26 protein-coding genes are annotated in these 21920 nt (G+C 31.5%); 17 read left to right on the top strand and 9 right to left on the bottom strand.

Features of this window, described 5'->3' with window-relative positions:
• Positions 1–33 precede the first annotated feature (33 nt).
• The 4 genes from HSX10_RS03400 to HSX10_RS03385 form a co-directional block, all read right to left on the bottom strand.
• Positions 34–195 carry a DUF1328 family protein gene (locus HSX10_RS03400; RefSeq protein ID WP_173586802.1) on the bottom strand — a complete coding sequence of 54 codons (162 nt, stop codon included), beginning with the start codon at positions 193–195 and terminating at the stop codon, positions 34–36.
• 188 nt (positions 196–383) lie between these two features.
• Positions 384–1091, bottom strand: a complete 708-nt coding sequence (locus HSX10_RS03395; RefSeq protein WP_173586801.1) for an SOS response-associated peptidase family protein — start codon at positions 1089–1091, stop codon at positions 384–386.
• Between the two features lie 177 nt (positions 1092–1268).
• On the bottom strand, positions 1269–1718 hold the full coding sequence (locus HSX10_RS03390) for a ferritin-like domain-containing protein (protein WP_173586800.1): 450 nt from the start codon (positions 1716–1718) through the stop codon (positions 1269–1271).
• Positions 1719–2030: 312 nt separating this feature from the next.
• Positions 2031–2465 carry a hemerythrin domain-containing protein gene (locus tag HSX10_RS03385; protein ID WP_173586799.1) on the bottom strand — a complete coding sequence of 145 codons (435 nt, stop codon included), beginning with the start codon at positions 2463–2465 and terminating at the stop codon, positions 2031–2033.
• A 238-nt stretch (positions 2466–2703) separates the two neighbouring features.
• Between HSX10_RS03385 and HSX10_RS03380 the strand changes: the two genes are divergently transcribed.
• The gene (locus tag HSX10_RS03380; RefSeq protein ID WP_254453190.1) at positions 2704–3246 is read left to right on the top strand and encodes a DUF2652 domain-containing protein; all 543 of its coding nucleotides are present in this window, start codon (positions 2704–2706) and stop codon (positions 3244–3246) included.
• Positions 3247–3263: 17 nt separating this feature from the next.
• The gene (locus tag HSX10_RS03375) at positions 3264–4292 is read left to right on the top strand and encodes a helix-turn-helix domain-containing protein (protein ID WP_173586797.1); all 1029 of its coding nucleotides are present in this window, start codon (positions 3264–3266) and stop codon (positions 4290–4292) included.
• Positions 4293–4296: 4 nt separating this feature from the next.
• Here the strand turns inward: HSX10_RS03375 and HSX10_RS03370 are convergent, their stop codons facing one another.
• From HSX10_RS03370 to HSX10_RS03360, 3 genes are read right to left on the bottom strand one after another with little or no spacing between them, the layout of a single operon-like run.
• Complete coding sequence (locus tag HSX10_RS03370) at positions 4297–4500, bottom strand: DUF6327 family protein (RefSeq protein WP_173586796.1); 204 nt, start codon at positions 4498–4500, stop codon at positions 4297–4299.
• A 36-nt stretch (positions 4501–4536) separates the two neighbouring features.
• Positions 4537–4884: a hypothetical protein gene (locus HSX10_RS03365; protein ID WP_173586795.1), complete on the bottom strand. Its 348-nt coding sequence runs from the start codon at positions 4882–4884 to the stop codon at positions 4537–4539.
• 3 nt (positions 4885–4887) lie between these two features.
• Positions 4888–5220, bottom strand: a complete 333-nt coding sequence (locus HSX10_RS03360) for a YtxH domain-containing protein (protein WP_173586794.1) — start codon at positions 5218–5220, stop codon at positions 4888–4890.
• Positions 5221–5417: 197 nt separating this feature from the next.
• Here HSX10_RS03360 and HSX10_RS03355 point away from each other — a divergent pair, with 197 nt between their 5' ends.
• Positions 5418–6782 (top strand): NAD-dependent succinate-semialdehyde dehydrogenase, encoded by a 1365-nt coding sequence (locus tag HSX10_RS03355; protein ID WP_173586793.1) that lies wholly within the window; start codon positions 5418–5420, stop codon positions 6780–6782.
• Positions 6783–6793: 11 nt separating this feature from the next.
• Positions 6794–6946 carry a hypothetical protein gene (locus HSX10_RS03350; protein ID WP_173586792.1) on the top strand — a complete coding sequence of 51 codons (153 nt, stop codon included), beginning with the start codon at positions 6794–6796 and terminating at the stop codon, positions 6944–6946.
• A 16-nt stretch (positions 6947–6962) separates the two neighbouring features.
• Here HSX10_RS03350 and HSX10_RS03345 read toward each other — a convergent pair whose 3' ends face one another.
• Complete coding sequence (locus tag HSX10_RS03345) at positions 6963–7922, bottom strand: bile acid:sodium symporter family protein (protein ID WP_173586791.1); 960 nt, start codon at positions 7920–7922, stop codon at positions 6963–6965.
• A 171-nt stretch (positions 7923–8093) separates the two neighbouring features.
• On the opposite strand from HSX10_RS03345, the gene HSX10_RS03340 reads away from it, so the two are divergent.
• From HSX10_RS03340 to HSX10_RS03315, 6 genes are all read left to right on the top strand, one after another.
• A complete protein-coding gene (locus HSX10_RS03340; protein ID WP_173586790.1) occupies positions 8094–8459 on the top strand; it encodes a hypothetical protein in 366 nt (121 codons plus the stop codon).
• Positions 8460–8766: 307 nt separating this feature from the next.
• Positions 8767–9690: a hypothetical protein gene (locus HSX10_RS03335; protein ID WP_173586789.1), complete on the top strand. Its 924-nt coding sequence runs from the start codon at positions 8767–8769 to the stop codon at positions 9688–9690.
• Between the two features lie 2 nt (positions 9691–9692).
• The gene (locus HSX10_RS03330) at positions 9693–11681 is read left to right on the top strand and encodes a TonB-dependent receptor plug domain-containing protein (protein ID WP_173586788.1); all 1989 of its coding nucleotides are present in this window, start codon (positions 9693–9695) and stop codon (positions 11679–11681) included.
• 5 nt (positions 11682–11686) lie between these two features.
• Positions 11687–12055: a hypothetical protein gene (locus HSX10_RS03325; RefSeq protein WP_173586787.1), complete on the top strand. Its 369-nt coding sequence runs from the start codon at positions 11687–11689 to the stop codon at positions 12053–12055.
• Positions 12056–12113: 58 nt separating this feature from the next.
• Positions 12114–12980, top strand: a complete 867-nt coding sequence (locus tag HSX10_RS03320) for an MbnP family protein (protein WP_173586786.1) — start codon at positions 12114–12116, stop codon at positions 12978–12980.
• A 79-nt stretch (positions 12981–13059) separates the two neighbouring features.
• Positions 13060–14085 carry a cytochrome-c peroxidase gene (locus HSX10_RS03315; protein WP_173586785.1) on the top strand — a complete coding sequence of 342 codons (1026 nt, stop codon included), beginning with the start codon at positions 13060–13062 and terminating at the stop codon, positions 14083–14085.
• Here HSX10_RS03315 and HSX10_RS03310 read toward each other — a convergent pair.
• The gene (locus HSX10_RS03310) at positions 14082–14456 is read right to left on the bottom strand and encodes a Fur family transcriptional regulator (RefSeq protein WP_173586784.1); all 375 of its coding nucleotides are present in this window, start codon (positions 14454–14456) and stop codon (positions 14082–14084) included. The two genes, HSX10_RS03315 and HSX10_RS03310, sit on opposite strands and share 4 nt — an antisense overlap.
• A 135-nt stretch (positions 14457–14591) precedes the next feature.
• On the opposite strand from HSX10_RS03310, the gene HSX10_RS03305 reads away from it, so the two are divergent.
• The 7 genes from HSX10_RS03305 to HSX10_RS03275 all read left to right on the top strand — a co-directional run bounded on the left by HSX10_RS03305 (position 14592) and on the right by HSX10_RS03275 (position 21919).
• Positions 14592–14981 (top strand): MerC domain-containing protein, encoded by a 390-nt coding sequence (locus tag HSX10_RS03305; RefSeq protein ID WP_173586783.1) that lies wholly within the window; start codon positions 14592–14594, stop codon positions 14979–14981.
• 67 nt (positions 14982–15048) lie between these two features.
• Complete coding sequence (locus HSX10_RS03300; protein WP_173586782.1) at positions 15049–15342, top strand: hypothetical protein; 294 nt, start codon at positions 15049–15051, stop codon at positions 15340–15342.
• A gap of 188 nt (positions 15343–15530) precedes the next feature.
• Complete coding sequence (locus tag HSX10_RS03295) at positions 15531–17900, top strand: TonB-dependent receptor (RefSeq protein WP_173586781.1); 2370 nt, start codon at positions 15531–15533, stop codon at positions 17898–17900.
• 45 nt (positions 17901–17945) lie between these two features.
• Positions 17946–18728, top strand: a complete 783-nt coding sequence (locus HSX10_RS03290) for a DUF4625 domain-containing protein (RefSeq protein ID WP_173586780.1) — start codon at positions 17946–17948, stop codon at positions 18726–18728.
• A 57-nt stretch (positions 18729–18785) separates the two neighbouring features.
• Entirely contained in the window at positions 18786–19268 is a 483-nt protein-coding gene (locus HSX10_RS03285; protein ID WP_173586779.1) for a DUF4625 domain-containing protein, read from the top strand.
• A 210-nt stretch (positions 19269–19478) separates the two neighbouring features.
• Positions 19479–20948, top strand: coding sequence for a TolC family protein (locus HSX10_RS03280; protein ID WP_173586778.1), 1470 nt, complete (start codon positions 19479–19481; stop codon positions 20946–20948).
• Positions 20945–21919 (top strand): HlyD family secretion protein, encoded by a 975-nt coding sequence (locus HSX10_RS03275; RefSeq protein WP_173586777.1) that lies wholly within the window; start codon positions 20945–20947, stop codon positions 21917–21919. The genes HSX10_RS03280 and HSX10_RS03275 overlap by 4 nt, the downstream gene beginning before the upstream one ends.
• Position 21920: the final 1 nt, after the last annotated feature.

Below are 21920 nucleotides of genomic sequence, written 5' to 3'. Positions count from 1 at the left end.
TAAGACTATTAATAATATTATATACTGAATTATTTATTTCTTCAATACTCCTTTTAATAATGATAATACAAAAAGTACTATAAAAATAAAGAAGATAATTTTAGCGATTCCTGCTGCTGCTCCTGCTATTCCTCCGAATCCAAGTACGGCTGCTATGATTGCTATTATAACGAATGTGATTGTCCAACGTAACATATTTTTTGGTTTTAGTTAATTAGATTAGAACTTCTAACCTTCATTACAAAGATGGCCTATATTAACGATTTTAGTTTGCTCAAATGATTTAGATATTAACCGAATTACAATGTAATCCTATAATTTTCAGAACATAATAAAAACCCATCTAAGATGAGTTTTATAATATATTACCAAAAAATATTAAATTATTTTAAAGTAGCCATAGGAAAATCATTATAGTGAGCTGGCTCTAAAATGGTTTGATACATGATTTGGTTTTTATAAAATTCTTTAGAAATTGTGTGAGCTTGCAAATCTACATGCCCTATTTTTCCATACCCAAAAGTTGCCAAATCAACATCATATTCTAACCAAGCTTCATAGTGATCTGAACTAATAACGATAGGAAAATCTGGACCTAAATTATGGATCTCTTTTATGTCATGCTTTTTTGCTGGAGTTGTAATAAGGCTAAATGATAAAAAACCATCACTTAATCTAGAGTAAATACCAGCAAGAGCAAATGGTTTGTGATCTTTTTCATAAACGTAAAAAGGATAAATTTCACCGTTATACAAATAAGAGGTGAAGAAACCAGAAACGATGACCACACAACGTTGATACTTTATATCTTCTTCTAACCAATTAGAAGAATTTAGATCATTAATAGAGGTATTTAATGTATTTGTTAGGTTTTGAAAACTTTCCCAACCTTCCTTATAATTTTCTGGAAGTAAACCCCAAATGGCATAGTCTATAACTCCTGGAGTTTCCATTGTTATTACAGGTAATGATTCTTCTAAAAGGCCATTAATAATTGCTGTTGTTCTGTAAAGCAAAGGATATTTAAATTTTGCGTCAAAATCACCCTCTAATTGAAGTATATCTGTCGTATTTGATAATTTGTAGAACATCTTTCTTTTTACTGCAAGTAACTAAAACAAAGCCTTATCCATTATCTGATACAAAAAAAATACTAGCCCATAACCTAATCTATTTTTTTAAATGCCTGGTGTACAAACGAAAAAGAGCGTGTATTCGTTTTTATACGAATACACGCTCTTTTTAATTAATTAAGTCTAATTTGAAACTTATTTTAAATTTTCTAAAGATTTGACCTCAGATAAATCTGTTTCGATATTCTTTTTTTGAGATAGCAAAATTGATTTTGTACTACTAGGCAAGCTCGTTTCCATTAATACATCTTGGTACTCATCTACAGAAGCCTTTTCTCCTCTGATAGCTTCTTCTAACATGGACTCTTCATTGTCTTGAGACAACCAAGATTTTACATCCATCCATGTTCTGTGAGCAGATCCTGTTATACTACCACCTTTATCTACCTCTTGTCCAAATGTTTTAATCTCTGATTTAAGATCATGTCCAAAAGTGCGCCTTTGTTCTGCTTTACGGTTAAAGTAATTTTTAAGACCTAAGTGATTTACATTTTCTGCTGCTTTCTTATAGCCCTTTTCTGCGTCATAATTTTTCTCTAATAAATTATTTAATTTACTTCCTACTTCTTCTGTGTATGTTGCCATTTTTTTTGTTTTTTTTTATTACAGGTAACTTTTTTAATGATGTTTACCGTTATACATCCTAAACTCTAAGCTTTCACTTAGCTTCTATTCAAAATTAATGAAGAAATTCAATACCTATTAATTCAATTAAAGAAGAGATTAACGTTATTACTCAGTTCTTAAAATCTTAACGTTTATTAAAATAAACCTGCTAAAAAAAACTAATTATCAGCACATAAAAAAGAGCCACCCCATTTAAAACTCAATAACCAGTTTTAACACTCATTTTTCAAATTTTAAAAGGATAGCTCACCAACCTAACCTAAAACGATGCTATCTATGTGCTTTCATATAATCCACATATTTTGTAGCTAATTCTTCTTTTTCTTTTTCGGTGAACACCTTTCCCGAAAGCTGAAAAAAACTATGTTCTTCATCCTCTAAATGATGTTCTACTTTATGTTTTAAATCTTTCGCAATTTTTAACCAAGCAGAAGAGTCCATATCTGTCTGTTCTAATCTTTCTATAAGTTCATCAATCTCATGGTGTTCAGCAATTCCATGTCTGGCATGTTCTTGCATCATATCTACAGGAATTAACGGCTTATAAAAATGACGTTCCTCCGCGTTGGCATGTATAGAAAGTTCTTTATTCAGTTTTTTAAATAAATCGCTTCTTGTTTTAGTATCGCCAGAAGTATCTACCAATTGCTTTAAAAGGTCGCGTTGTATATCGTGATCATTGCGTATAGCTTCGTAAATATTCATGATGTATTGATTTAAATTGTTTATTGATTTATCTCAAAGATATACCTAATACAAAGGAATCATTTGCTCTATTAAGATGAAGCTTAACGGATTTGATAAACCATAGTAGAACAAATAAATTATAGCGCTTTTTTATATTTTTTTAAGACATACTCTTTTTATTTAAACTATTTTTACTTTAAAACGAACACAAACTATGTTAATCTGTATACCCGACATTAGTGGTTTTACTAAATTTATGAGCGAGGCAGAAACAGATCTGAGCGCTAAAGTTGTTCCTGCTTTACTTAATCAAATTATATATTCGAATGAAATTGGATTAAAAGTCTCTGAAATTGAGGGAGATGCTGTCCTTTTTTATAAAAGAGGTGATTTACCAGCCTTAAAAACATTAATTGATCAGTGTACTTTATTTTATACCGAATTTTATAAACAGCTTGCTACTTTAGATAAACACTTTAAGCAAGAAACAAATGGAGAACCAATTATAACATCTCTTGGCTTAAAAATAATTTTACATTACGGTGAGGATGTTGAAGCTGTTAACATAGGTAAACACATTAAGCTTATGGGCGAAGATGTTATTATAGCTCATAAATTACTTAAAAATACCATTAATAAAGACGAATATATTTTATTCACCGAAACCTTGCTCAATCAATATGCAAACGAAGATTTAGACGAAAGATTATTTTGGGCAAAACTTAAACAAGGGGATGAAAATTACAAACATATTGGAGATGTAAATTACGCTTACATAGATTTAACGCCTCTAGTATAACCAACGAATTAAATAGAATGATTGAAATTGTAATAAATCCTGAAAACACAAAGGATATTTTAACTCAAATTAGTGCTCATTTAGGAGGTACAATTGAAGAGAAATGGGGAGAATACACCATGACTATAGATAATAGTAATGGGAAGGGAAAGATAATTTATATTCCATTTGATTGGGGCGTAAATTTACTGGATATGAATATTACTTTTAATAAAGAATTTATTCTAAAGATTGAAGCAGAAGATTTTAACCCTATCAGATTTATGTACAATCTAAAAGGTTATTTCTCGCATCGCTTTGGGGAACAAAATACAGCAAGACAAACCGAACAATTTCAATCGGTAATATTCACAAATAAATCTGAAGGTATAAACTATTTACATTTCCCTAAGCATGAAAAACTTGAGGTAAATATTATTCAGATTGTAAGAAAAGAATTCATGAAGAAGCGTACAACTAACGTAGCTTCTTTGAATAAAAAATTATATGAATTGTTTGTAGATAGAGATTACGAAAATAGATACATGCATTTTGGTGAGCTTAACTTAAAAATGGCTGACGATGTACGTAAAATTCATAAAATTAAGGCTAAGGGCATGCTACGTGTCTTAAAAATCGAAGCTAAGGTTTACGAAATTCTATCCTTACACATTCAACAACACGAAAGACAAACCGCAGGGAAAGAATTGCCTAATTCTCTAACTAAAAAAGAATTAAAAACAATAAAGAAGATTTGCGATTTAATTCAAAAAGAGCCTGCTAAACAATACTCCCTAGATCAATTATCTGAAAAATATGGTTTATCTCAGGCCAAACTTCAAGATGGTTTTAAATTTCTTTACAAACGAACTGTGACAGAATTTATACGTCATATTCGTTTAGAACAGGCAAGAAATTTTATTAAAACTACAGATTTAAACATTTCTCAAATTGTATACTCAATAGGTTTTACAAGTCGAAGTTATTTTTCTAAAATATTTAAAGAAAAATATGATATCTCACCAAATGAGTTTAAAAAACAAATTACAGCTAAAGTAGAAGTCTAATCATCTATTTAAAAAACCATTTTTTAAGAAGCGCAACAAAGCTGTATTTGCTTGTTAATTTTAATGCCGAGTTTAGCCAATTTAATGGACTAAGATCTTGTTTAATTTCACCTTTTACTAATTTAAGTTCTTCCCAGGCAATGTCACGCTCTAGTTTATGCAACTTTAAATCGTTATCAATTTGCTCAAATGAGGTATAAGTTTTCATGTCTTTGAATTATAATTATTTAAAATAGAATTTGAATTAGCTAAAAAACTTACGTCCTGTTTTCTTAATAATGAAAGCGTTAAACTTAGATCTTAATAGATAAACAAGAATCGCTAATAGCATATATATGCCACCAACCAATAAAAACCCAAGGGCATAACTTTCTACTGCATGGCTTAATTCAATAGCTGCAGCAATAGAAATAAAAACGAATCCACCAAATACAAAGGCCCCAATAACCAACATCTTAGCCGCCATACTTAATGACAAGGTAAGTTGCTGAAATATCTTAAGCCTTAAATATTGGCGAGACGCCTTAACATAGCGCTCGCCGATATTTGATGCTTTATCCGTTGTGCGATTAATATCTTCAAATACACTCATGGATTATGCTTTTTTCTGTAACGTTTTATTTTTATCTTTTAATTCTTTTAATCTTGCTTCAAGTGTAGTTATTACGTCTTCTGCTTTATAACTAGCATTAGATACGATAGCTTCTACCTGATGATCTAAATTATCTTTTTGTGCAGATATTGTGTTTCCTAAAGAATCTCTCAACTCTGTAGCTTTCTCTGCCATTTGATCTCTTCTTGTTGCAGCTTCATCTGCTATTCTTTTTCTCGTTTCACTTCCTTTATCTGGTGCAAATAAGATTCCTAAAACTGCTCCTACTGCTGTTCCCGCTAAAATTCCTAAAACTGTATTTCCGTTATTACTCATGATGTTATTTTATTTTATAATTAAATGTTCAGCGCTTTGCTGTTACTCAAAGATACGCAATAAACACACCTCTATTTAACTCTATACATATCAATATTAGCTGTAATGCTATTTTATCATTTGCGTTAAATATTCTAGCATTCAAAGCATCTAAAAACAAGGAGAACAATTATCTTTGATTCATATAAAATTTAATTATGAGCACAACTATAGACACACAAAATCCTTATAATGGGAGTCATTTAAAAACATATACACTAGATTCTGAAGCATCAATAAATAAAAAGTTGAAGTTAGCCAAAGAAACCTTTGAAGAATGGAAACAATATGAAGTTGAAGAACGCATAGAGTTACTTCAAAGTTTAGCCAATGAATTACATCAAAGGAAAAATAACTTAGGTAAATTGATGACAGAAGAAATGGGAAAACCAATTCTTGAAAGTAAAGCTGAAATTGAAAAATGCATTTACCTTATCGATTTTTACATCAAAAATGGAGATCAATTTTTAGAAGATGACCTTATAGATACAGATGCAAGCGAAAGCTTTATTAGTTATGATCCTATGGGTTGTATTTTGGCGGTAATGCCTTGGAATTTTCCATTTTGGCAAGTCTTAAGGTTTGCGGTACCAACATTAACCGCAGGTAATGTGGCTATATTAAAACACGCTTCTAATGTTACAGGTTGTGCCGTTGCTATTGAAAAACTATTTGAAGATGCTGGTTTTCCTGATGGTTGTTTTCAAACACTTATTACAGACCATAAAACCATAGAAACCATCATGTCTAATGATATTGTAAAAGCAGTATCCTTAACAGGAAGTGAAAAAGCAGGTCGAAAAATAGCAGAACTTGCAGGTAAAAATTTAAAACCTTCACTTTTAGAATTAGGCGGAAATAATGCTTGTATAGTTTTAGAAGATGCCAATTTAGATAAATACATAGATACTATGGTAAAAGCACGTATGCAAAATGCCGGACAAAGTTGTATTGCAGCCAAACGCTTTATTGTTGTTGAAGCTATCTATGATGAATTCATTGAGAAATTTACAGATAAAGTTAAAACCTTAAAATATGGTGACCCAATGAATGAAGAAACTACTTTGTCATGTTTAGCTCGTGAAGATTTAGCTGAGATACTAGAAGATCAAGTTAAAAAATCGATAGATCTTGGCGCTAAAGTTTTATATGGAAACAAACGTGATGGTGCTTTTTACGAACCTACAATCATTACAGACATTACACCAAATATGCCCGTTTTTAAAGAAGAAACCTTTGGCCCTATTGCTGCAATTATAAAAGTGAAAGATGAAGATGAAGCTTACCATATGGCTTCAAATTCTAAATTTGGACTAGGAACTATGGTTTTCACAGCAGATTATGACTCAGCTACAGATCGTGTCTTAGAAATTGAAGATGGTGGATTTTTTATTAACGAAATGGTAAAATCAGACCCTAGATTACCTTTTGGTGGTACTAAAATCTCAGGATACGGCAGAGAATTATCTAAAGAAGGTATGTTGGCATTTGTCAATAAGAAAACCGTTTATATTAATCATTAAAAACAGAAAACATGAAATTTGTAAAAAACGAAGATGAAGAAAGAAGAGATTACATATTACAAAAAGATACTAAAACAAAATTTGGTGCTAAATTTATAATTTTAGTACTTATTATACTTGTTGGTGCCGTTGTCGCTTCTGCGATTCATTTTGAGTTATTTTAAAAATTAGGATCTTAAATTATTTCATCTTATGTTTTGAAGCTATAATGCTAATTACAAGTATTTGCGTCGCATGAAATAACATTAATGGCAATAGCATAATTCCTATGGTTGCCATATTTCCAAATAGTATTTTAGAGAAAACAGTACCATGCACTAATGATTTTTTAGTACCACAAAATTGTGCTGTAATTTGGTCTTCTTTACTAAAATCTAGATTTTTAGAAATAAGTCCTGTGAGAAAAAAAGCAAACACAAACAATATAACGACACCTATAAAAAGGAAAAGTAAATCTAAAAAAGATACCGCACTAAAAATGTTGTTATAAAAGGATTCTGCAAAACTTTTATAAATTATTAATAAGATAATAGATTTATCAAATAAGGTTAATTTACTACTATGTTTACGAGCAAATTCGCCAAAGAAGCGTTGTAATAACAGTCCTAAAATAACGGGTAAAATAATCTGAATTATTAATTTTAAGTATATCTCAGTAAAGTCGAAATCTGTTTGAGAGCTATCTATAAATAAACCCATCCAAAGTGGTGTGAGTGCAATTCCTATAATTCCAGAAATACTCGCGTTGAAAATAGCCGCCGGTATATTTCCTTTTGCCATAGATACCATAACCACTGACGAAGATACCGTTGATGGTAAAGCCGCTAAGAAAAAGAAAGCTAGCCAAATGGTTTCTTGTTCTTCATTTTGAATAAATGGCCTTACAATTAAGACTAATAAAGGAAACATTAGAAACGTAGAACCTTGAACTAAGAGATGCAATTTCCAGTTTTTGAGTCCTGCCCTTAATTGTGTCGGACTCAATTTTAAGCCATAAAAAAAGAAAATAAGTGAGATTCCTATGGCACTAATCGTGTTTATAGGAATTTTACTATTCTCGATTCCCCATTCTGGAAAAATATAAGCTATTATTATTACAGCTATTATGGATAATACAAATTTATCAATCTTTATTTTCATGTACCTTTTCTTTCTAACCGCTAAATAAAGTATCTTTTATTTAATGTTCTAAAATATCATCAAATAATTTTGATAACAAAATTAGTTCATTCATTTCTTTATAAATTCTAGAAATTTGAAGCGTCACATAAAGATTAGGAAATTCTAAAAAAAAGCGAGAACTTCGCGATTGTGAAAACAGCAGCACTTTTTTTAGCATTATTTATGCTTTTCAAGCCTATTATTCCATTTTTGGAATACGCTGCCTTTTATGATTATATTAAAAATGAACTTTGTATTAACAAAGAAAAACCAATGTTACAATGTAACGGTAAGTGTCATTTAAAAAAAGAATTAGCTAAAGCTTCCGATTCAGAAAATAGTAAAGACAAAAATCACTCATCATCTTCAGAACACCAAGTTGTGTTTTTTCATGATGCCTATAAAATTCCTCTTGTTTCTTTTATTAAAGAACAAAATTCTAAAATAGTGACTTCATACAACAGAATTTATAAATTCCATTTTACAGATTTTATTTTTCATCCACCACTAGTATAGTTTCAACATAGAGACTCTTTTTTTAAGAACTTGTATTTAGCAAAATGATTTTTCATTTCGCCAAATGATGCTATCTATTATTTTAATAAGGAATAATTCATTCCTCTTAAAATGTGGTATAAAATAGCCACAACAAAAGCATTGCACACCGTTCTCTATACACGAGGTTTCTATCCTTATTTCCCATAGTTACGCTTGGTTGTACAATCATTGTATTGACCTTAAAACTAATATGTCTAATAATATTTTAGACATCAATAGTCGCAACTATAATTTTAAGAGTTTTAAATTAAACACTTTATTAGTTATGAAAAAGATTTCTTTTTTTATGACTGCAATGCTATTTGCAGTTACCGCATGTACCTTAGACAAAACAGATTACGAAGATGAAATAAACACCGTAGTTACAGAATACATTGATTACGAAGAGGTTGTTTCCATCACAAAAGATCAATATTTAATAAATATAGTGGCATTAAACGGAACATTCTATAAAGGTTATAACGAAATCCGTTTAAATATCACTAATACTGATACCAACGAAAATGTAAACACCTCTGATGTTACATTTTTACCACTTATAACTAATTATAGTGGAAATAGCACATCTTGTCCACATCAATACAACTTAGATTACAATACTGTTAACGACTATTATTTAGGATATGCCGTATTCACTGAAGAAAGTAATGATTCTGAAAACTGGGAACTTTACATCACTTTTACTGATAATGAAGAAACACATTCTGTAACACAAGCTATTACAGTTGAAGAGCAAACTAACATGAATTTAAACATGACGTCCTTTACTGCAGATGATGGCGAACAATATTTTATAGCTTTAGTTGCACCACAGAAACCTGCAATAGCAGAAAACGAATTAGTTGCAGGTATTTATAAATACAATCAGCCCACAAATGAGGCCGGAACTTTCCCTGACCCTACTCAGTTTTCATATACAGAAGTTACTGATTATACCCTATTGTTAGACCCTAGAATGCCAGAACCTTCTATGGGAAATCATTCATCTTTAAATAATGAAGACCTCACACAACAAGATGATGGTTTATATTATGGTGTGGTGAATTATACAATGACAGGTAACTGGACTTTAAATTTCATTTTCCAAAATCAATATGGTGAAATCATTAAAGGAACTGAAGTTTCAACAGAATTTACACCAGGTATTGAAGGTGCAAGAAGTGAATTACACATCGATATATTATTTTAAGAATGAAGCGATTACTAATCATATTTACACTTTTAATTTCTAATATTTTTGTCAATGCACAAGACACTAATAAAAAGAAAGACAGCATCATAGCTCTAGATGAAGTTAAACTCATTACTGTTATTAAAAAGAAGATTGAAACCGAAATGAAAATGGCCGTTTCAGTTGATGAATTTTTAGCATCATCAGATAATATTAGTTTTATAAAACGTGGTGCTTATGCTTGGGAACCCTTATTAAATAACATGAGTTCTGAACGTTCTACCATTACTATTGATGGTATGCATGTTTTTGGTGCGTGTACCGATAAAATGGATCCCATAACTTCTTATGTAGAAAGCAATAATTTAGCCGCTATTGATATAAAATCTGGACAAGAAGGTAATATGCATGGTGCTACTGTTGCCGGAAGCATCGATTTAAAACGAAGGAGCACGCCTTTTAGTTTGACTAAAAAATGGAAAGGTGCCTACCAAACTGGTTTTGAGATTAATAACAAGCAGTTTTTCAACTTAGCAAATGCTTCTTATTCTAGTAATAAATTTGTAGCCGATGGAAGTTTAGCCTACAGAAAAGCAGAAAATTATAGTGATGGAAATAACGATGAAGTAAACCACTCACAATTTACTAAGTTCAACGCATCATTAGGATTAGCTTATAAAACCAGTGAATTAGCTTCTGTAAAAGTAGAAGCAATTTATGACCAAGCCAATGATGTTGGTTATCCTGCATTGCCAATGGATTTATGGTTATCGCGTGCCTTAATTACCTCAGCAACGTATAAGCAATTATTTGAAAATGGACTATTTAAAGCCTTAGATACCAAAATCTATTTTAATGCTATTGAGCATTATATGGATGATACCACACGTCCTGAAAATTTAGTTCATATGGATATGCCAGGTTGGAGTACAACTTACGGTTTGTTATCTAAAGCTAACATTAAAAAAAATCGTTTTAGTTCAGAAATTCAGCTGAATGCTTACAACAATTTATCTACTGCAGAAATGCGCATGTATCCGCAAGACCGAAGTGAACGCACTATGTTTGCTTATAGTTGGCCTGGCGTTACAACGACATTTGCAGGTTTATCTATAAACAACGCTTGGGAAATCTCGGATAAAAGTTTACTGAATTTTGGTGGTTCTTTAGGTGTCAATTATAACCATTCTAAATATGTAGAATTCAACTGGATTTTTCACCCAGGAACACCACAAGAAAAAACAAGAATACTGCCTAGTTTACACGCAGGCTATCAGTTAAACATTGATAATTTCAATTTTTCTGTAGGAGGTGGCTATGGACACCGAGCGCCATCAGTTTCTGAAGGTTATGGCTATTACATCTATAATAGTTTTGACCGTTACGATTATATTGGAAATCCGGATCTAGACAATGAAATATCATACGAAGGAAATGCAAGTGCTGGCTATGCTAATGATAAATTTAGCTTACAAGCCAATGTAAATTACTTCTACATTAAAAACTACATTATTGGTCGTATTTTAAGTTTAGGAAGTCCAATGAATTATCAATCAATCGGAGTAAAAGGTTATACCTCTTTAGATTATTCAACCTTATTTAATTTTTCATTAAATGGAAGCTATTCAATTTTAGATAATTTACATTGGAAAGGGACTTTAACCTACGCGAGAGGAAAAGATGAGAATGAAAACAATTTACCATTCATTAGACCATTAAGTTATCAAACCTCATTACACTATCAGTATAACAAACTTAGTTTTCAAACGTCTATTAATGGCGATTTAGAACAAATTCATTACAGTCCAGAATACGGAGAAGACCAAACGCCATCATACACTATATGGAATCTATCTGCAGATTACACCTTCAAAATTAAAGATTATAAAACGGTAGTTCAAGTTGGTGCAGAGAATGTATTAAATGAATATTACAGTACGTATGCAGATTGGGGAAACATTCCACGGATGGGTCGTAATATTTTCACTTCTTTAAAATTCAATTTCTAAAATAGATGAAAAGAGTTTTTAGTTTACTTATAACGTTTCTGTTTCTGCTTGTGATTTCACAACGCGCAGTCGTTATGGTGCACTTTAAACTCAACCAAAAAATTATCGCCAAACAATTCTGTGTTAACCAAGATAAACCCGAATTACAATGTAACGGAAAGTGTTATTTACATAAAGAATTACAAAAAACAGAACATAAAGATTCCGAAAAAATAATTAACACAAAGAATTTTGATTTGGTTCTCAATCCAAATTACGAATATCATATAGACATAAAAAAAATCACCAAGAAAAAAGAATTAGTCATTTACCAAGAACCCCAACACAAAGAACCTTATTTAGAAATTTTAGTGCCACCACCCATATATGTTTAGTTTTTTATAGCATACTAAAAATAAAAACACGCATATCAATAAATACAAAATTTCAAAAATGAAAAATCTTAAAAATTATATTTTATCAGCAGCAGTATTAGTCGGTTTTATGTCATGTAGTAGTGATGATAACGATGCCGTTGCAAACAATGTGACATTAGAATTTACAAACACGTTTAACAATACAACAATTGTTCTAGGAGATGCAACTGCTGCTGATGCAACAGAAAACACTTCTGAAATGGGGCAAGTTCACCATTTTTCTGAATTAAAATATGTTGTAAGTAACATTCGTCTTATAAAAGCTGATGGAACCGAAATTCCTTATAATGTAAATGATTTAGACAATGGTGCAACAGTAATAAACCAAGCAAATACTGAAACGTTAAGCTATGTATTAAGTGATATCCCAGTTGGAGATTACACTGAAATAAAGTTTGGTTTAGGTGTAAAATCTGATTTAAATGATTTAGACCAAGTTAGTTTCCCTGAATTTTATGATAATGCAGGATCTAATGAAACACAAATGCATTGGGAATGGGGAACAGGATACCGTTTTACTAAAATTGAAGGTTTCTACGATACCGATAATAAAGAATTGTCTTTCCATTCTGGAAGTACTTTAGAAGGAGAAGAAGGTAATTACACACAAGGTGTTGATGCTTATAGAGATATTACATTAAGTCTTCCTACTACAGCAACTGTTGGTAATAGTGCACCAACAATTGCTATTAACGCTAATTTTGATTATTTATTAAGTGGAGAAAACTATACTATAACATTAGTTACTACTGAAGATATTACTAATAACGCTACACCTAGTGCTCATACAGCTACTGAAATGATGAAGTTTGTAGAGAATATTGGAGGCAACGGAACAACTGATACAACAGGAATGTTTTCTATTACTTCTGTAGAAAACTAAACCTATATTTTATGAGTCGGTTTTGATGAAAAACTCAAGCCGACTCTTTTTTAACTATTCTTCATCATATATCTTACAAATGAAAAACCTATTAAGAACCTTATTTATTGTACTGTTATTGTCTTCGTGTAGCAATGATGATTCAGAGCTTGTTTCTTATAACAATCCTGAGGTATCATTAAATATTCCTAGTGATTTCCCTGAACTAAACAGTTCATTTTACACCAATATACCTACCGAATTTGGTGTAGAGTTAGGTAAAAAACTATTTACTGATGTACGCTTAAGCGCAGATAATACTATTTCATGCTCTAGTTGTCATATACAAGAAAATGCCTTTGCAGATCATAACCCAAAAGGCATAGGTATTGAAGGACGAATAGGACTTCGTAATGCACCACCAGTTCAAAATATGGCATTTATGCAAGTTTATAATTGGGATGGAAATAAGCTTCAACTCGAAGATCAACCATTAGTCCCTATTATTACACATGAAGAAATGGACTCTTCTATTTTAGAAGTTATTGGTAAAATTGAAAATGATGAATCTTATATTGAATTATTTAAGAATGCCTTTAATGGTGAAGGAATTACTGCAGATGGAATTTATAACAGTATAGCTCAATATGAATACACACTTATTTCAACAAACAGTAAATACGATAAAGTAAAACGAAATGAAGGTGAAACATTCACAGAAAGTGAAGCTCAAGGATTTGCCGTTTTTCAAGAAAAATGTATCAGCTGTCATAGTACAGAATTATTTACGGATCAAACCTATAGAAATATCGGATTTCCTATAAACCCGGATACTGAAGAAGCTGGACGTGCAAGAATTACGGGTAGTACTGAAGATTACATGAGTTTCCGTGTGCCTAGTTTAAGAAATATTGAATACACAGCACCTTACGGAAGTTTTGGTCAATTTGCGACTTTAGAAGCTGTACTCAATTATTTAGATAATGGTGTTTTAGAAGCTGATAATCTTGATCCTATTTTAAAAGATAATGACAATAGAATTCCACTTACAGCACAAGAAAAAATAGATCTGATAGCGTTTATGAAAACTTTAAGTGATTCTGAATTTGTAGGTCTTGATGATTAAGAACAATTCTTACAAACCCCAGTTAAAACACAATTTACACTTTCAACCAAATAACCATCTGGTATAGAAAAATTAACCTGATTAGGAAGACACTCTACGGTATCACATTTTGTACATTTAAAATGAAAATGTTGATGTGTTGCGGCTTTGGTGTCATAAGTTTCACACAAAGCAAAATACTGCTTACCATCTTCCGCCATGACTTTATGAAGCACACCATCGTCACAAAACCGATTTAAAACACGATAGATGGTTGCCCTATTGATATCAATAGCAATTTCTTCCTCAATCGCATCTTGACTCATCGCTTTCCCTGCCTTAGTTATAACACTTAAAACGGCTTCTTTACTAGGCGTATTTCTTCTTTTCATTCTTAATGCGATTTATTTGCAATAATTTATTGCAACAACATTGCAATATTATAAATAAATAATATATTTGCAAAACATACTAATGCGACAAAATCGCTTTAATAAATCAATATAAGTCAAATAAAATTGAAGAACGTGAGCAGAACAAAAAACAACCCTCTAGATATTATAGCAATGACAAGCTCATTAGTTTGTGCTATTCATTGTGCTTTTCTGCCAATATTGCTTTCGTTTTCATCTTTTAGCAGTTTATATTTTTTAAATAACCCAATGATTGAGTGGACCTTTATTTGCCTAGGTCTTGTATTTATATTCACTTCACTTTGGCCTAGTTATAAAAACACCCACCATAAAACTAAACCTTTAAAAGTCGCTTTATTAGGTTTTTTACTTTTAGCAATAAGTAGACTTCACTTAACGAATTTATGGGAAGTTAGCAATACCGCTATTGGCGCTACTTTAATCGCTTTTGCGCATTATATTAATTGGAATTTATTAAGAAGAATAGCAAAACCAAGACAATAAATCACAACTTTAGCACATTTTAAACCATTGTAATAAACTTAAAAACCTAAAATATTTCTAGTCTTAAATGAAAAACAGCATCACATATTTCTTTATTATTCTTTTTCTATCCATTAAGTTGGTAGGACTTCATGCATTAACGCATGAAGATGATAAAGATGATGCTACACATTGTGTTGTTTGTGATAATGCAACAATTCATAATTTAACGCCTGCTTTTATACTAGAACCTCAAGAATTTTCAATTGAAAATACCGAGCTAATCATTAATAGAAGTACAATAAAGCATTTCTCTTTTGTAACTTCTAATACCATTGCTTCTAACCAATTATTTGGTCGGCCTCCACCCTATTCACTATAAATTATCCTATACTTTTTTATTAAAATAAGTTTCGTTTAACTACTTAACGCTTCAAGCTACATTATAGATTTCAACAACGTTGATTTTATAAATTATTGTAATTGATGCAACTATTTAATACGAATAAATATAGGCTTTGTTAAAGTTCAATCTTAAGAACAGTTAATTAAATTTTATAGTATTTCATTATGTTTTACAGAACACTGAGTTTATGGCTATGCTTTAGCCTAAGCCTCATAGGGTTTGCGCAAGATTCTTTTCAAATAAAAGGAATTGTAGCAAACGCAAAAACCTTACAACCTATTGAAGGTGCCAATATTATTGGTAAAGGTTCATTTTCTACATCATCATCTACAGGATTTTTTACTTTAAAGAATATTTCTGAAGACGACTATACTTTTACCATATCGCATTTAGGTTTTACTTCTAAGACTATAACTGTTAACGTAGGAAACGATCAAGAAACACATAAAATTTTCTTAGAAGAATCTACCACTGCGCTTGATAAAATTGAAATTAATGGAAAAACAAAAAAAAGAGAACGTAATGAATCACCTGTAGTTTCACAGCTAGTAACTAAAGAATTTCTTTCTAACAACAGAGAGAATAGCCTGATGCAAACGCTTAGTAAAATTCCAGGTGTCAGTACTATTAAAATTGGATCCGGACAATCTAAACCTGTCATTAGAGGTTTAGGTTTTAACAGAGTTGTTGTTGTACAAAATGGTATAAAATACGAAGCTCAACAATGGGGAAATGATCATGGGTTAGAAATTGATCAATATGGAATTGAAAATATACAGATTGTAAAAGGGCCTGCTTCTTTAGTTTACGGATCAGATGCTATTGCTGGTGTTGTAGATATTCAACCCAATAAAGTACCCCTTGTTAATTCTTTTAGTGGTGAAGTAAATGTATTAGGTGAAAGTAATAATGATTTATTAGGAATTTCAGCAGGAATCCAAGCAAGAAAAGAAAAATGGTTTTATCGTGGACGTATTACATACAGAGATTATGGCGACTACAAAGTACCCACAGATAAAATAAATTACGAGAATTATATCTTTGAGTTACACGATAATAATTTACGTAATACAGCTGGACGAGAAGCTAACGCTAGTTTAAGTCTCGGTTATGTCACTGATAAATTCACCTCAGAAACGACGATTAGTAATGTTAACGCTAAAAACGGTTTTTTTGCCAATGCACATGGTTTAGAAGTTAGAACATCCAGTATAGACTATGATAGCTCTAACAGAGATATTGACCTTCCCTATCATAAAGTTAACCATTTTAAAATTACAAATAACACCTCATTAGCTTTAGACAAACACACTATTCATGCTGATTTAGGCTTTCAAAATAATATTAGAGAAGAACATTCAGAACCTGTACCGCATGGTTTTATGCCAACACCTTCTAATAGCAAAGAGCGAAGTTTTAATAAAAACACATTTTCGCTAAATATTAAAGACGCTTTTAAACCTAATGAACAACACGATATTGTTGCTGGTATAAACCTAGAATATCAAAATAATACGATTGGTGGATGGGGATTTTTAATCCCTGAATATAACCGTTTTACTGCTGGTGCTTTTGCTTTTGATCAATTCGAAATCAATTCAGATTTACACCTTTTAGCAGGTGTACGTTATGATTATGGACAAATAAATAGCAAATCTTATTTTGATTGGTATCCGTCAACCATCAACAATGCCAACGGTTCTACATCGTATGTGTATTTACAAAGAGCACAAGATAAAATTCTGAATTTTGGAAACATCAGTGCTTCTTTAGGCTTAAGTTACCTTGTTAAAAACACAACTTTCAAAATAAATATTGGCAAAAGTTTTAGAATGCCATTAGCTAATGAATTGGCTTCTGATGGTGTTAATTACCACATGTACCGTTATGAAAAAGGAAATCTAGATTTAGATCCTGAGGAATCTTATCAATTAGATATTGACATAGATCATACCACAAAAAACTACAGCTTTGGTATTAGTCCTTTTGTTAATTTTTTCGAAAACTTTATTTATTTAAATCCAACGTCTAACTATTACGAGACATTACAAATTTATGAGTATACTCAAAACAAAGTATTTAGAGCTGGAGGAGAATTAAGAGCAAGCACCAACATAATCAACAATCTTCAATTAAATGCTTCTGCAGAATATGTCTACTCAAGACAAACTAGTGGTCCTAAAGAAGGCTTTACCATTCCGTTTTCACCACCATTATCAGGATTATTTTCTGCTAATTACCAATTTAAAGATTTTCTTTTTTTTAAACAACCGCAACTTATAGCAGATTATAGAATTACAGCAAAACAAAATGAAATTGTTCCGCCAGAAGAAAAAACGGATGGTTATCAAGTCTTAAACATGTCGCTTTTAACACAAATTGAGCTCTTTAAAACAAAACGTCCATTAGATGTAAAGTTTAAGCTCAATAATGTTTTCGATACTAAATATTATGACCATACCAGCTTTTACCGCTTAATCGATGTGCCCGAAGCAGGTAGAAATATTTCAATTGCATTAACACAAACCTTTTAAAATAATCAATTAACAACCATGAAAACAAAAATTAAAACAAACATTATGAAATCAAATTTTAAATTTTTAGCAATCATCGCTTTTTTCGGAATCCTTTTAAACTCATGTAGCAGTGATGATGACAACGGATCATCTAGCTTAAATGCACCAGAAATAACTGGTTTTGAATACGGTGAAGGCAGCGTACACTCAACAGACCAAGTTGCTTTTAAAGGCTCTGACATTCATTTAGAAGCAGAAATTAATGCTGAAGCTGTAGTTAGCAGCATTACGCTTTCTATCCATGCACACGATTTAACGCTTGCAGATGGTGAAGTTGAGTGGGATTTTTTCCAAGAATACACAGATGCTAGTTACCTAGTAATAAACCCAACCTTCCACGAACATGTAGATGTACCAACAGATATACCAGCTGGTGAATATCATATTGAATTAACTGTAATAGATGAGTTAGGGAATAGCACTGAAATTGAAGGTCATTTAGAAATTTTAAATCACATTACATTAAGTGATTACTCTGTAGATACTACAGCTGCTAAAGGCGCTGATTTTCATGCTGAATTTATGATAAGTGCTTTAAACGGCATCCATAATATAACGGTAGATATTCACGCTCATGATCTTCCTGTTGGTGATGGTGAAATAGAATGGGATGAAGAAATTGTATTTTCAGAAGGTTACCATGACCTAACAGACGTTGAATTCCATGAGCATATTGATGTACCAGCAACTGCACCTGCAGGAGAATATCATGTTACTTTTACTGTTGAGGATGAAGATGGAAACACAAAATCTTACGAAACACACATAGATATTACAGCATCTTAATACATTATTATACCGCATAGTATACTAAATATGCTATGCGGTTTTATACTCTATAAAATGAAATTAACATCAACTTATTTTTACTTCGTATTTTCTATAATGTTACTAATTACATCGTGTTCTAGTGATGATAGCATTAATATAGATGAAGAAAAACCAACAATTACGATTAACTACACAGAAGGTTTTCCACAGGCATGCGAACAACTTGTAAAAGGGGAAACTTACACTTTTAAAGCACAAGTAACAGACAACAGAGCGTTAGCTTCTTACAGTTTAGATCTTCACCATAATTTTGACCATCACACGCATGATGACCAAGGTGAAACATGCGATTTAGAACCTATAAAAGTAGCTGTAAATCCTTTCATATATATGCAGAATTTTAATATTGAAGGTGAATTAACAACTTATGAAATTAATATCAGCATAACTATTCCTAATGATATTGACACCGGAGATTACCATTGTGCTTATTCCGTAACAGATGTAACTGGTTGGCAAAGTAGAACCTCTATTGATATTAAGATTATTGAATAACAAAACTACCCCTAGTACAAATATAATTTGAATTAGTCCTTTTTATGTTTACTTAAAGTGCCAGTAATAAAATATTGGCACTTTTTTATTTATAAGTTAGTCATCATAATCAAATCACCTCAAACACTGACCTAGGTCATATTTATTGTTGATACTACAACGTAATTTTACAAAAAATTCATTATTCAATTTTGTATCAATAAGACATATATGTTTTCTAAAAAAACAACTCAAATTCTGCGTATTAGCCTTATTACTTTGCTCTGTTCCTATTACACTTACGGACAAGAAAAAGTAACAAGTATCTCTGAGGCCTTAGAAATAAGTTACAACAACAATGAGAAAATAAAACGTTATGAAGAACGTGTTCAGCAAAAAATATTTGAAGATAAAGCTGCTAAAGGAAACTTTTTACCTTCCGTAAATCTTATAGGTGGTTACACGTACCTCAGCGAGAATATGGAAATCAACACCTCTCAGGTTAAAAATTCTATAGATGACTTGGCAGGTAAATACGGAACAGCTTTTATTAGTACTTATGGAGAAGCGCTTGGTATAGCATTACCTGCAGAATCTGCTTATAGTACAATTGTTAGTTCTTTATCTCAACTGCCTTCATACAATTTAGTTGTCGATAATCAGAACATTCAAACTGCAGCTATTACTGCAACACAACCGATTTTTACAGGTGGAAAAATTATTGCAGCTAAGCGTTATGCTAAAGCAGAATTAGTATCTTCTGAAATAGAACTTAAACAAGTTAAAAACGAAATAGCTAACGAACTGATAGACCGCTATCTTACCGTAGTCCTTTTAAAACAAGTGATAAAAACACGCCAACAAGCATATGAAGGCATGCTAAAACACCAAGAGCAAACCGAACGCGCTATTGAATTAGAAATCCTTGCCAAACATGTTTTATTAAGAGCAAAAGTTGCTGTGGCCAATGCTGAAAAGGATCTTAACAATGATAAGAACAAACTTGAATTAGCAGAAATGGCATTGCGTACAACAATGAATTTACCCGATTCTACAGTCTTAAAAACAATAGATAGTATTGGTTATCAAAATCTATATTTTGATTTCAGTAAGCTTTTAGAAACTGCAAATACCAATCAACCTGCTTTAGAACTCATCAATCAAAAAGAAGTGATGGCTAAACAATCTCATGCATTAGAGAAATCCAAATTCATGCCTAACATCGCTGCTTTTGGTACTTATAATATGTTTCGTGAAGATTTACCCATTATTCCTTCAAAATTCATTGTTGGTGTACAAGCGCAAATCAACATTTTTAATGGGTTTAAGGATATTAATAAATTAAAGGCGAGTAAACATCTTCAAGAGGAAGTAAAAAACGCAAAGCAATACGCTACCCAACAAATTAAACTTCTTGTTGAAAGTAATTATAGGAATACACTTAATCAGCAAAAATTATACAATAGCCAATTAACAACCGTAGATTTAGCAGAAGAAAACTTTAGAATAAACAGAAGACGTTTTGAAGAAGGTATAGGAAAATCTATTGATGTCATTGATGCTTCTTTACTTTACGAAAAATCTAAAATAGAACAACTCGTTGCTCTTGATGGTTATTATAAGGCCATCGCTAATTTATACACTGCCATAGGCGAACCCGAAAAAATAATCCCAATTTTAAGTAACCAATATTTACCATGAAAAAATCGTACATCGTATTATCAATTCCTATATTAATAATCATCTTCTCTATTGTCTATTTTTTAATAGGCGCTACCACACCTAAAGAAGACGTATACGTTGGTATGCTTGAGACTACAGAAGTAAACGTTGCTTCTGAAATAGCAGGCCGAATCAATACTATTTTAATAGAAAAGGGAAGTACCGTAAAAAAAGGGCAAGTATTAGCTACTTTAGAAACCGATGTTTTAGATGCTAAAAAAGGACAAGCTGAAGGGATGGTTAAAGCGGCACGATCTTTAATTGAAAAAGCAGAATCTGGTGCACGTAAAGAGGAAGTCAATGCTCTTAAAAACCAATATTTAATGGCGAAAAGTCAATTTGATTTTGCCGAAAAAACATATAAAAGATACCAAGCACTCTATGATGACAGTATTATTTCTAAACAAGAAATGGACGAAATTCAATTTAAATATGATGCTGCAAAAGAACAAATGAACGCTGCTGAATCTATGTGGAACATGGGAAAAAGCGGTACAAGAAAAGAGGATATTAAAGCCGCTTATGGAAGCTACGAAAGCGCTCAAGGTGCCTATAGTGAAATGGAAGCTTTTTATGATGAACTAGAAATTGTTGCCCCTACCGCAGGTGTTATTAGCAATCAAATTGCTGAAGAAGGTGAAGTTATGGCTGCTGGTTATCCTATTTTAACCATTCAAAAACCTGAAGATATCTATGCTATTTTTAATGTTAGAGAAGATCATTTGGCAGACTTTAAAATGGGAACAATCTACAAAGCTAAAATCCCAGGATTAAGCAATGACACCTTAGAATTTAAAGTTACTTATATCTCGCCAATGGCAGATTTTGCAACGTGGGTTCCTATAAAAGCAAAAGGAGAATATGAATTGAAATCTTTCGAAATTCACCTTAAACCACAAGAACGTATTTCAGAATTACGTCCTGGAATGTCTATTCAAATAATAAAATAAG

The organism is Winogradskyella undariae (assembly GCF_013285155.1).
GTDB classification, from domain to species: domain Bacteria; phylum Bacteroidota; class Bacteroidia; order Flavobacteriales; family Flavobacteriaceae; genus Winogradskyella; species Winogradskyella undariae.
The sequence above is the reverse complement of the archived record's forward strand: the minus strand, read 5'-3'. Positions and strand labels throughout refer to the sequence as shown.

Excerpts from the sequence above, each read along its gene's own strand:
- HSX10_RS03400 (WP_173586802.1), bottom strand. The coding sequence starts at position 195 with ATGTTACGTTGGACAATCACATTCGTTATAATAGCAATCATAGCAGCC.
- HSX10_RS03295 (WP_173586781.1), top strand. The coding sequence starts at position 15,531 with ATGTTTTACAGAACACTGAGTTTATGGCTATGCTTTAGCCTAAGCCTC.
- HSX10_RS03345 (WP_173586791.1), bottom strand. The coding sequence starts at position 7,922 with ATGAAAATAAAGATTGATAAATTTGTATTATCCATAATAGCTGTAATA.
- HSX10_RS03360 (WP_173586794.1), bottom strand. The coding sequence starts at position 5,220 with ATGAGTAATAACGGAAATACAGTTTTAGGAATTTTAGCGGGAACAGCA.
- HSX10_RS03370 (WP_173586796.1), bottom strand. The coding sequence starts at position 4,500 with ATGAAAACTTATACCTCATTTGAGCAAATTGATAACGATTTAAAGTTG.
- HSX10_RS03325 (WP_173586787.1), top strand. The coding sequence starts at position 11,687 with ATGAAAAGAGTTTTTAGTTTACTTATAACGTTTCTGTTTCTGCTTGTG.
- HSX10_RS03330 (WP_173586788.1), top strand. The coding sequence starts at position 9,693 with ATGAAGCGATTACTAATCATATTTACACTTTTAATTTCTAATATTTTT.
- HSX10_RS03365 (WP_173586795.1), bottom strand. The coding sequence starts at position 4,884 with ATGAGTGTATTTGAAGATATTAATCGCACAACGGATAAAGCATCAAAT.
- HSX10_RS03285 (WP_173586779.1), top strand. The coding sequence starts at position 18,786 with ATGAAATTAACATCAACTTATTTTTACTTCGTATTTTCTATAATGTTA.
- HSX10_RS03385 (WP_173586799.1), bottom strand. The coding sequence starts at position 2,465 with ATGAATATTTACGAAGCTATACGCAATGATCACGATATACAACGCGAC.
- HSX10_RS03355 (WP_173586793.1), top strand. The coding sequence starts at position 5,418 with ATGAGCACAACTATAGACACACAAAATCCTTATAATGGGAGTCATTTA.
- HSX10_RS03335 (WP_173586789.1), top strand. The coding sequence starts at position 8,767 with ATGAAAAAGATTTCTTTTTTTATGACTGCAATGCTATTTGCAGTTACC.
- HSX10_RS03375 (WP_173586797.1), top strand. The coding sequence starts at position 3,264 with ATGATTGAAATTGTAATAAATCCTGAAAACACAAAGGATATTTTAACT.
- HSX10_RS03315 (WP_173586785.1), top strand. The coding sequence starts at position 13,060 with ATGAAAAACCTATTAAGAACCTTATTTATTGTACTGTTATTGTCTTCG.
- HSX10_RS03390 (WP_173586800.1), bottom strand. The coding sequence starts at position 1,718 with ATGGCAACATACACAGAAGAAGTAGGAAGTAAATTAAATAATTTATTA.
- HSX10_RS03275 (WP_173586777.1), top strand. The coding sequence starts at position 20,945 with ATGAAAAAATCGTACATCGTATTATCAATTCCTATATTAATAATCATC.
- HSX10_RS03280 (WP_173586778.1), top strand. The coding sequence starts at position 19,479 with ATGTTTTCTAAAAAAACAACTCAAATTCTGCGTATTAGCCTTATTACT.
- HSX10_RS03350 (WP_173586792.1), top strand. The coding sequence starts at position 6,794 with ATGAAATTTGTAAAAAACGAAGATGAAGAAAGAAGAGATTACATATTA.
- HSX10_RS03395 (WP_173586801.1), bottom strand. The coding sequence starts at position 1,091 with ATGTTCTACAAATTATCAAATACGACAGATATACTTCAATTAGAGGGT.
- HSX10_RS03320 (WP_173586786.1), top strand. The coding sequence starts at position 12,114 with ATGAAAAATCTTAAAAATTATATTTTATCAGCAGCAGTATTAGTCGGT.
- HSX10_RS03300 (WP_173586782.1), top strand. The coding sequence starts at position 15,049 with ATGAAAAACAGCATCACATATTTCTTTATTATTCTTTTTCTATCCATT.
- HSX10_RS03310 (WP_173586784.1), bottom strand. The coding sequence starts at position 14,456 with ATGAAAAGAAGAAATACGCCTAGTAAAGAAGCCGTTTTAAGTGTTATA.
- HSX10_RS03380 (WP_254453190.1), top strand. The coding sequence starts at position 2,704 with ATGAGCGAGGCAGAAACAGATCTGAGCGCTAAAGTTGTTCCTGCTTTA.
- HSX10_RS03290 (WP_173586780.1), top strand. The coding sequence starts at position 17,946 with ATGAAATCAAATTTTAAATTTTTAGCAATCATCGCTTTTTTCGGAATC.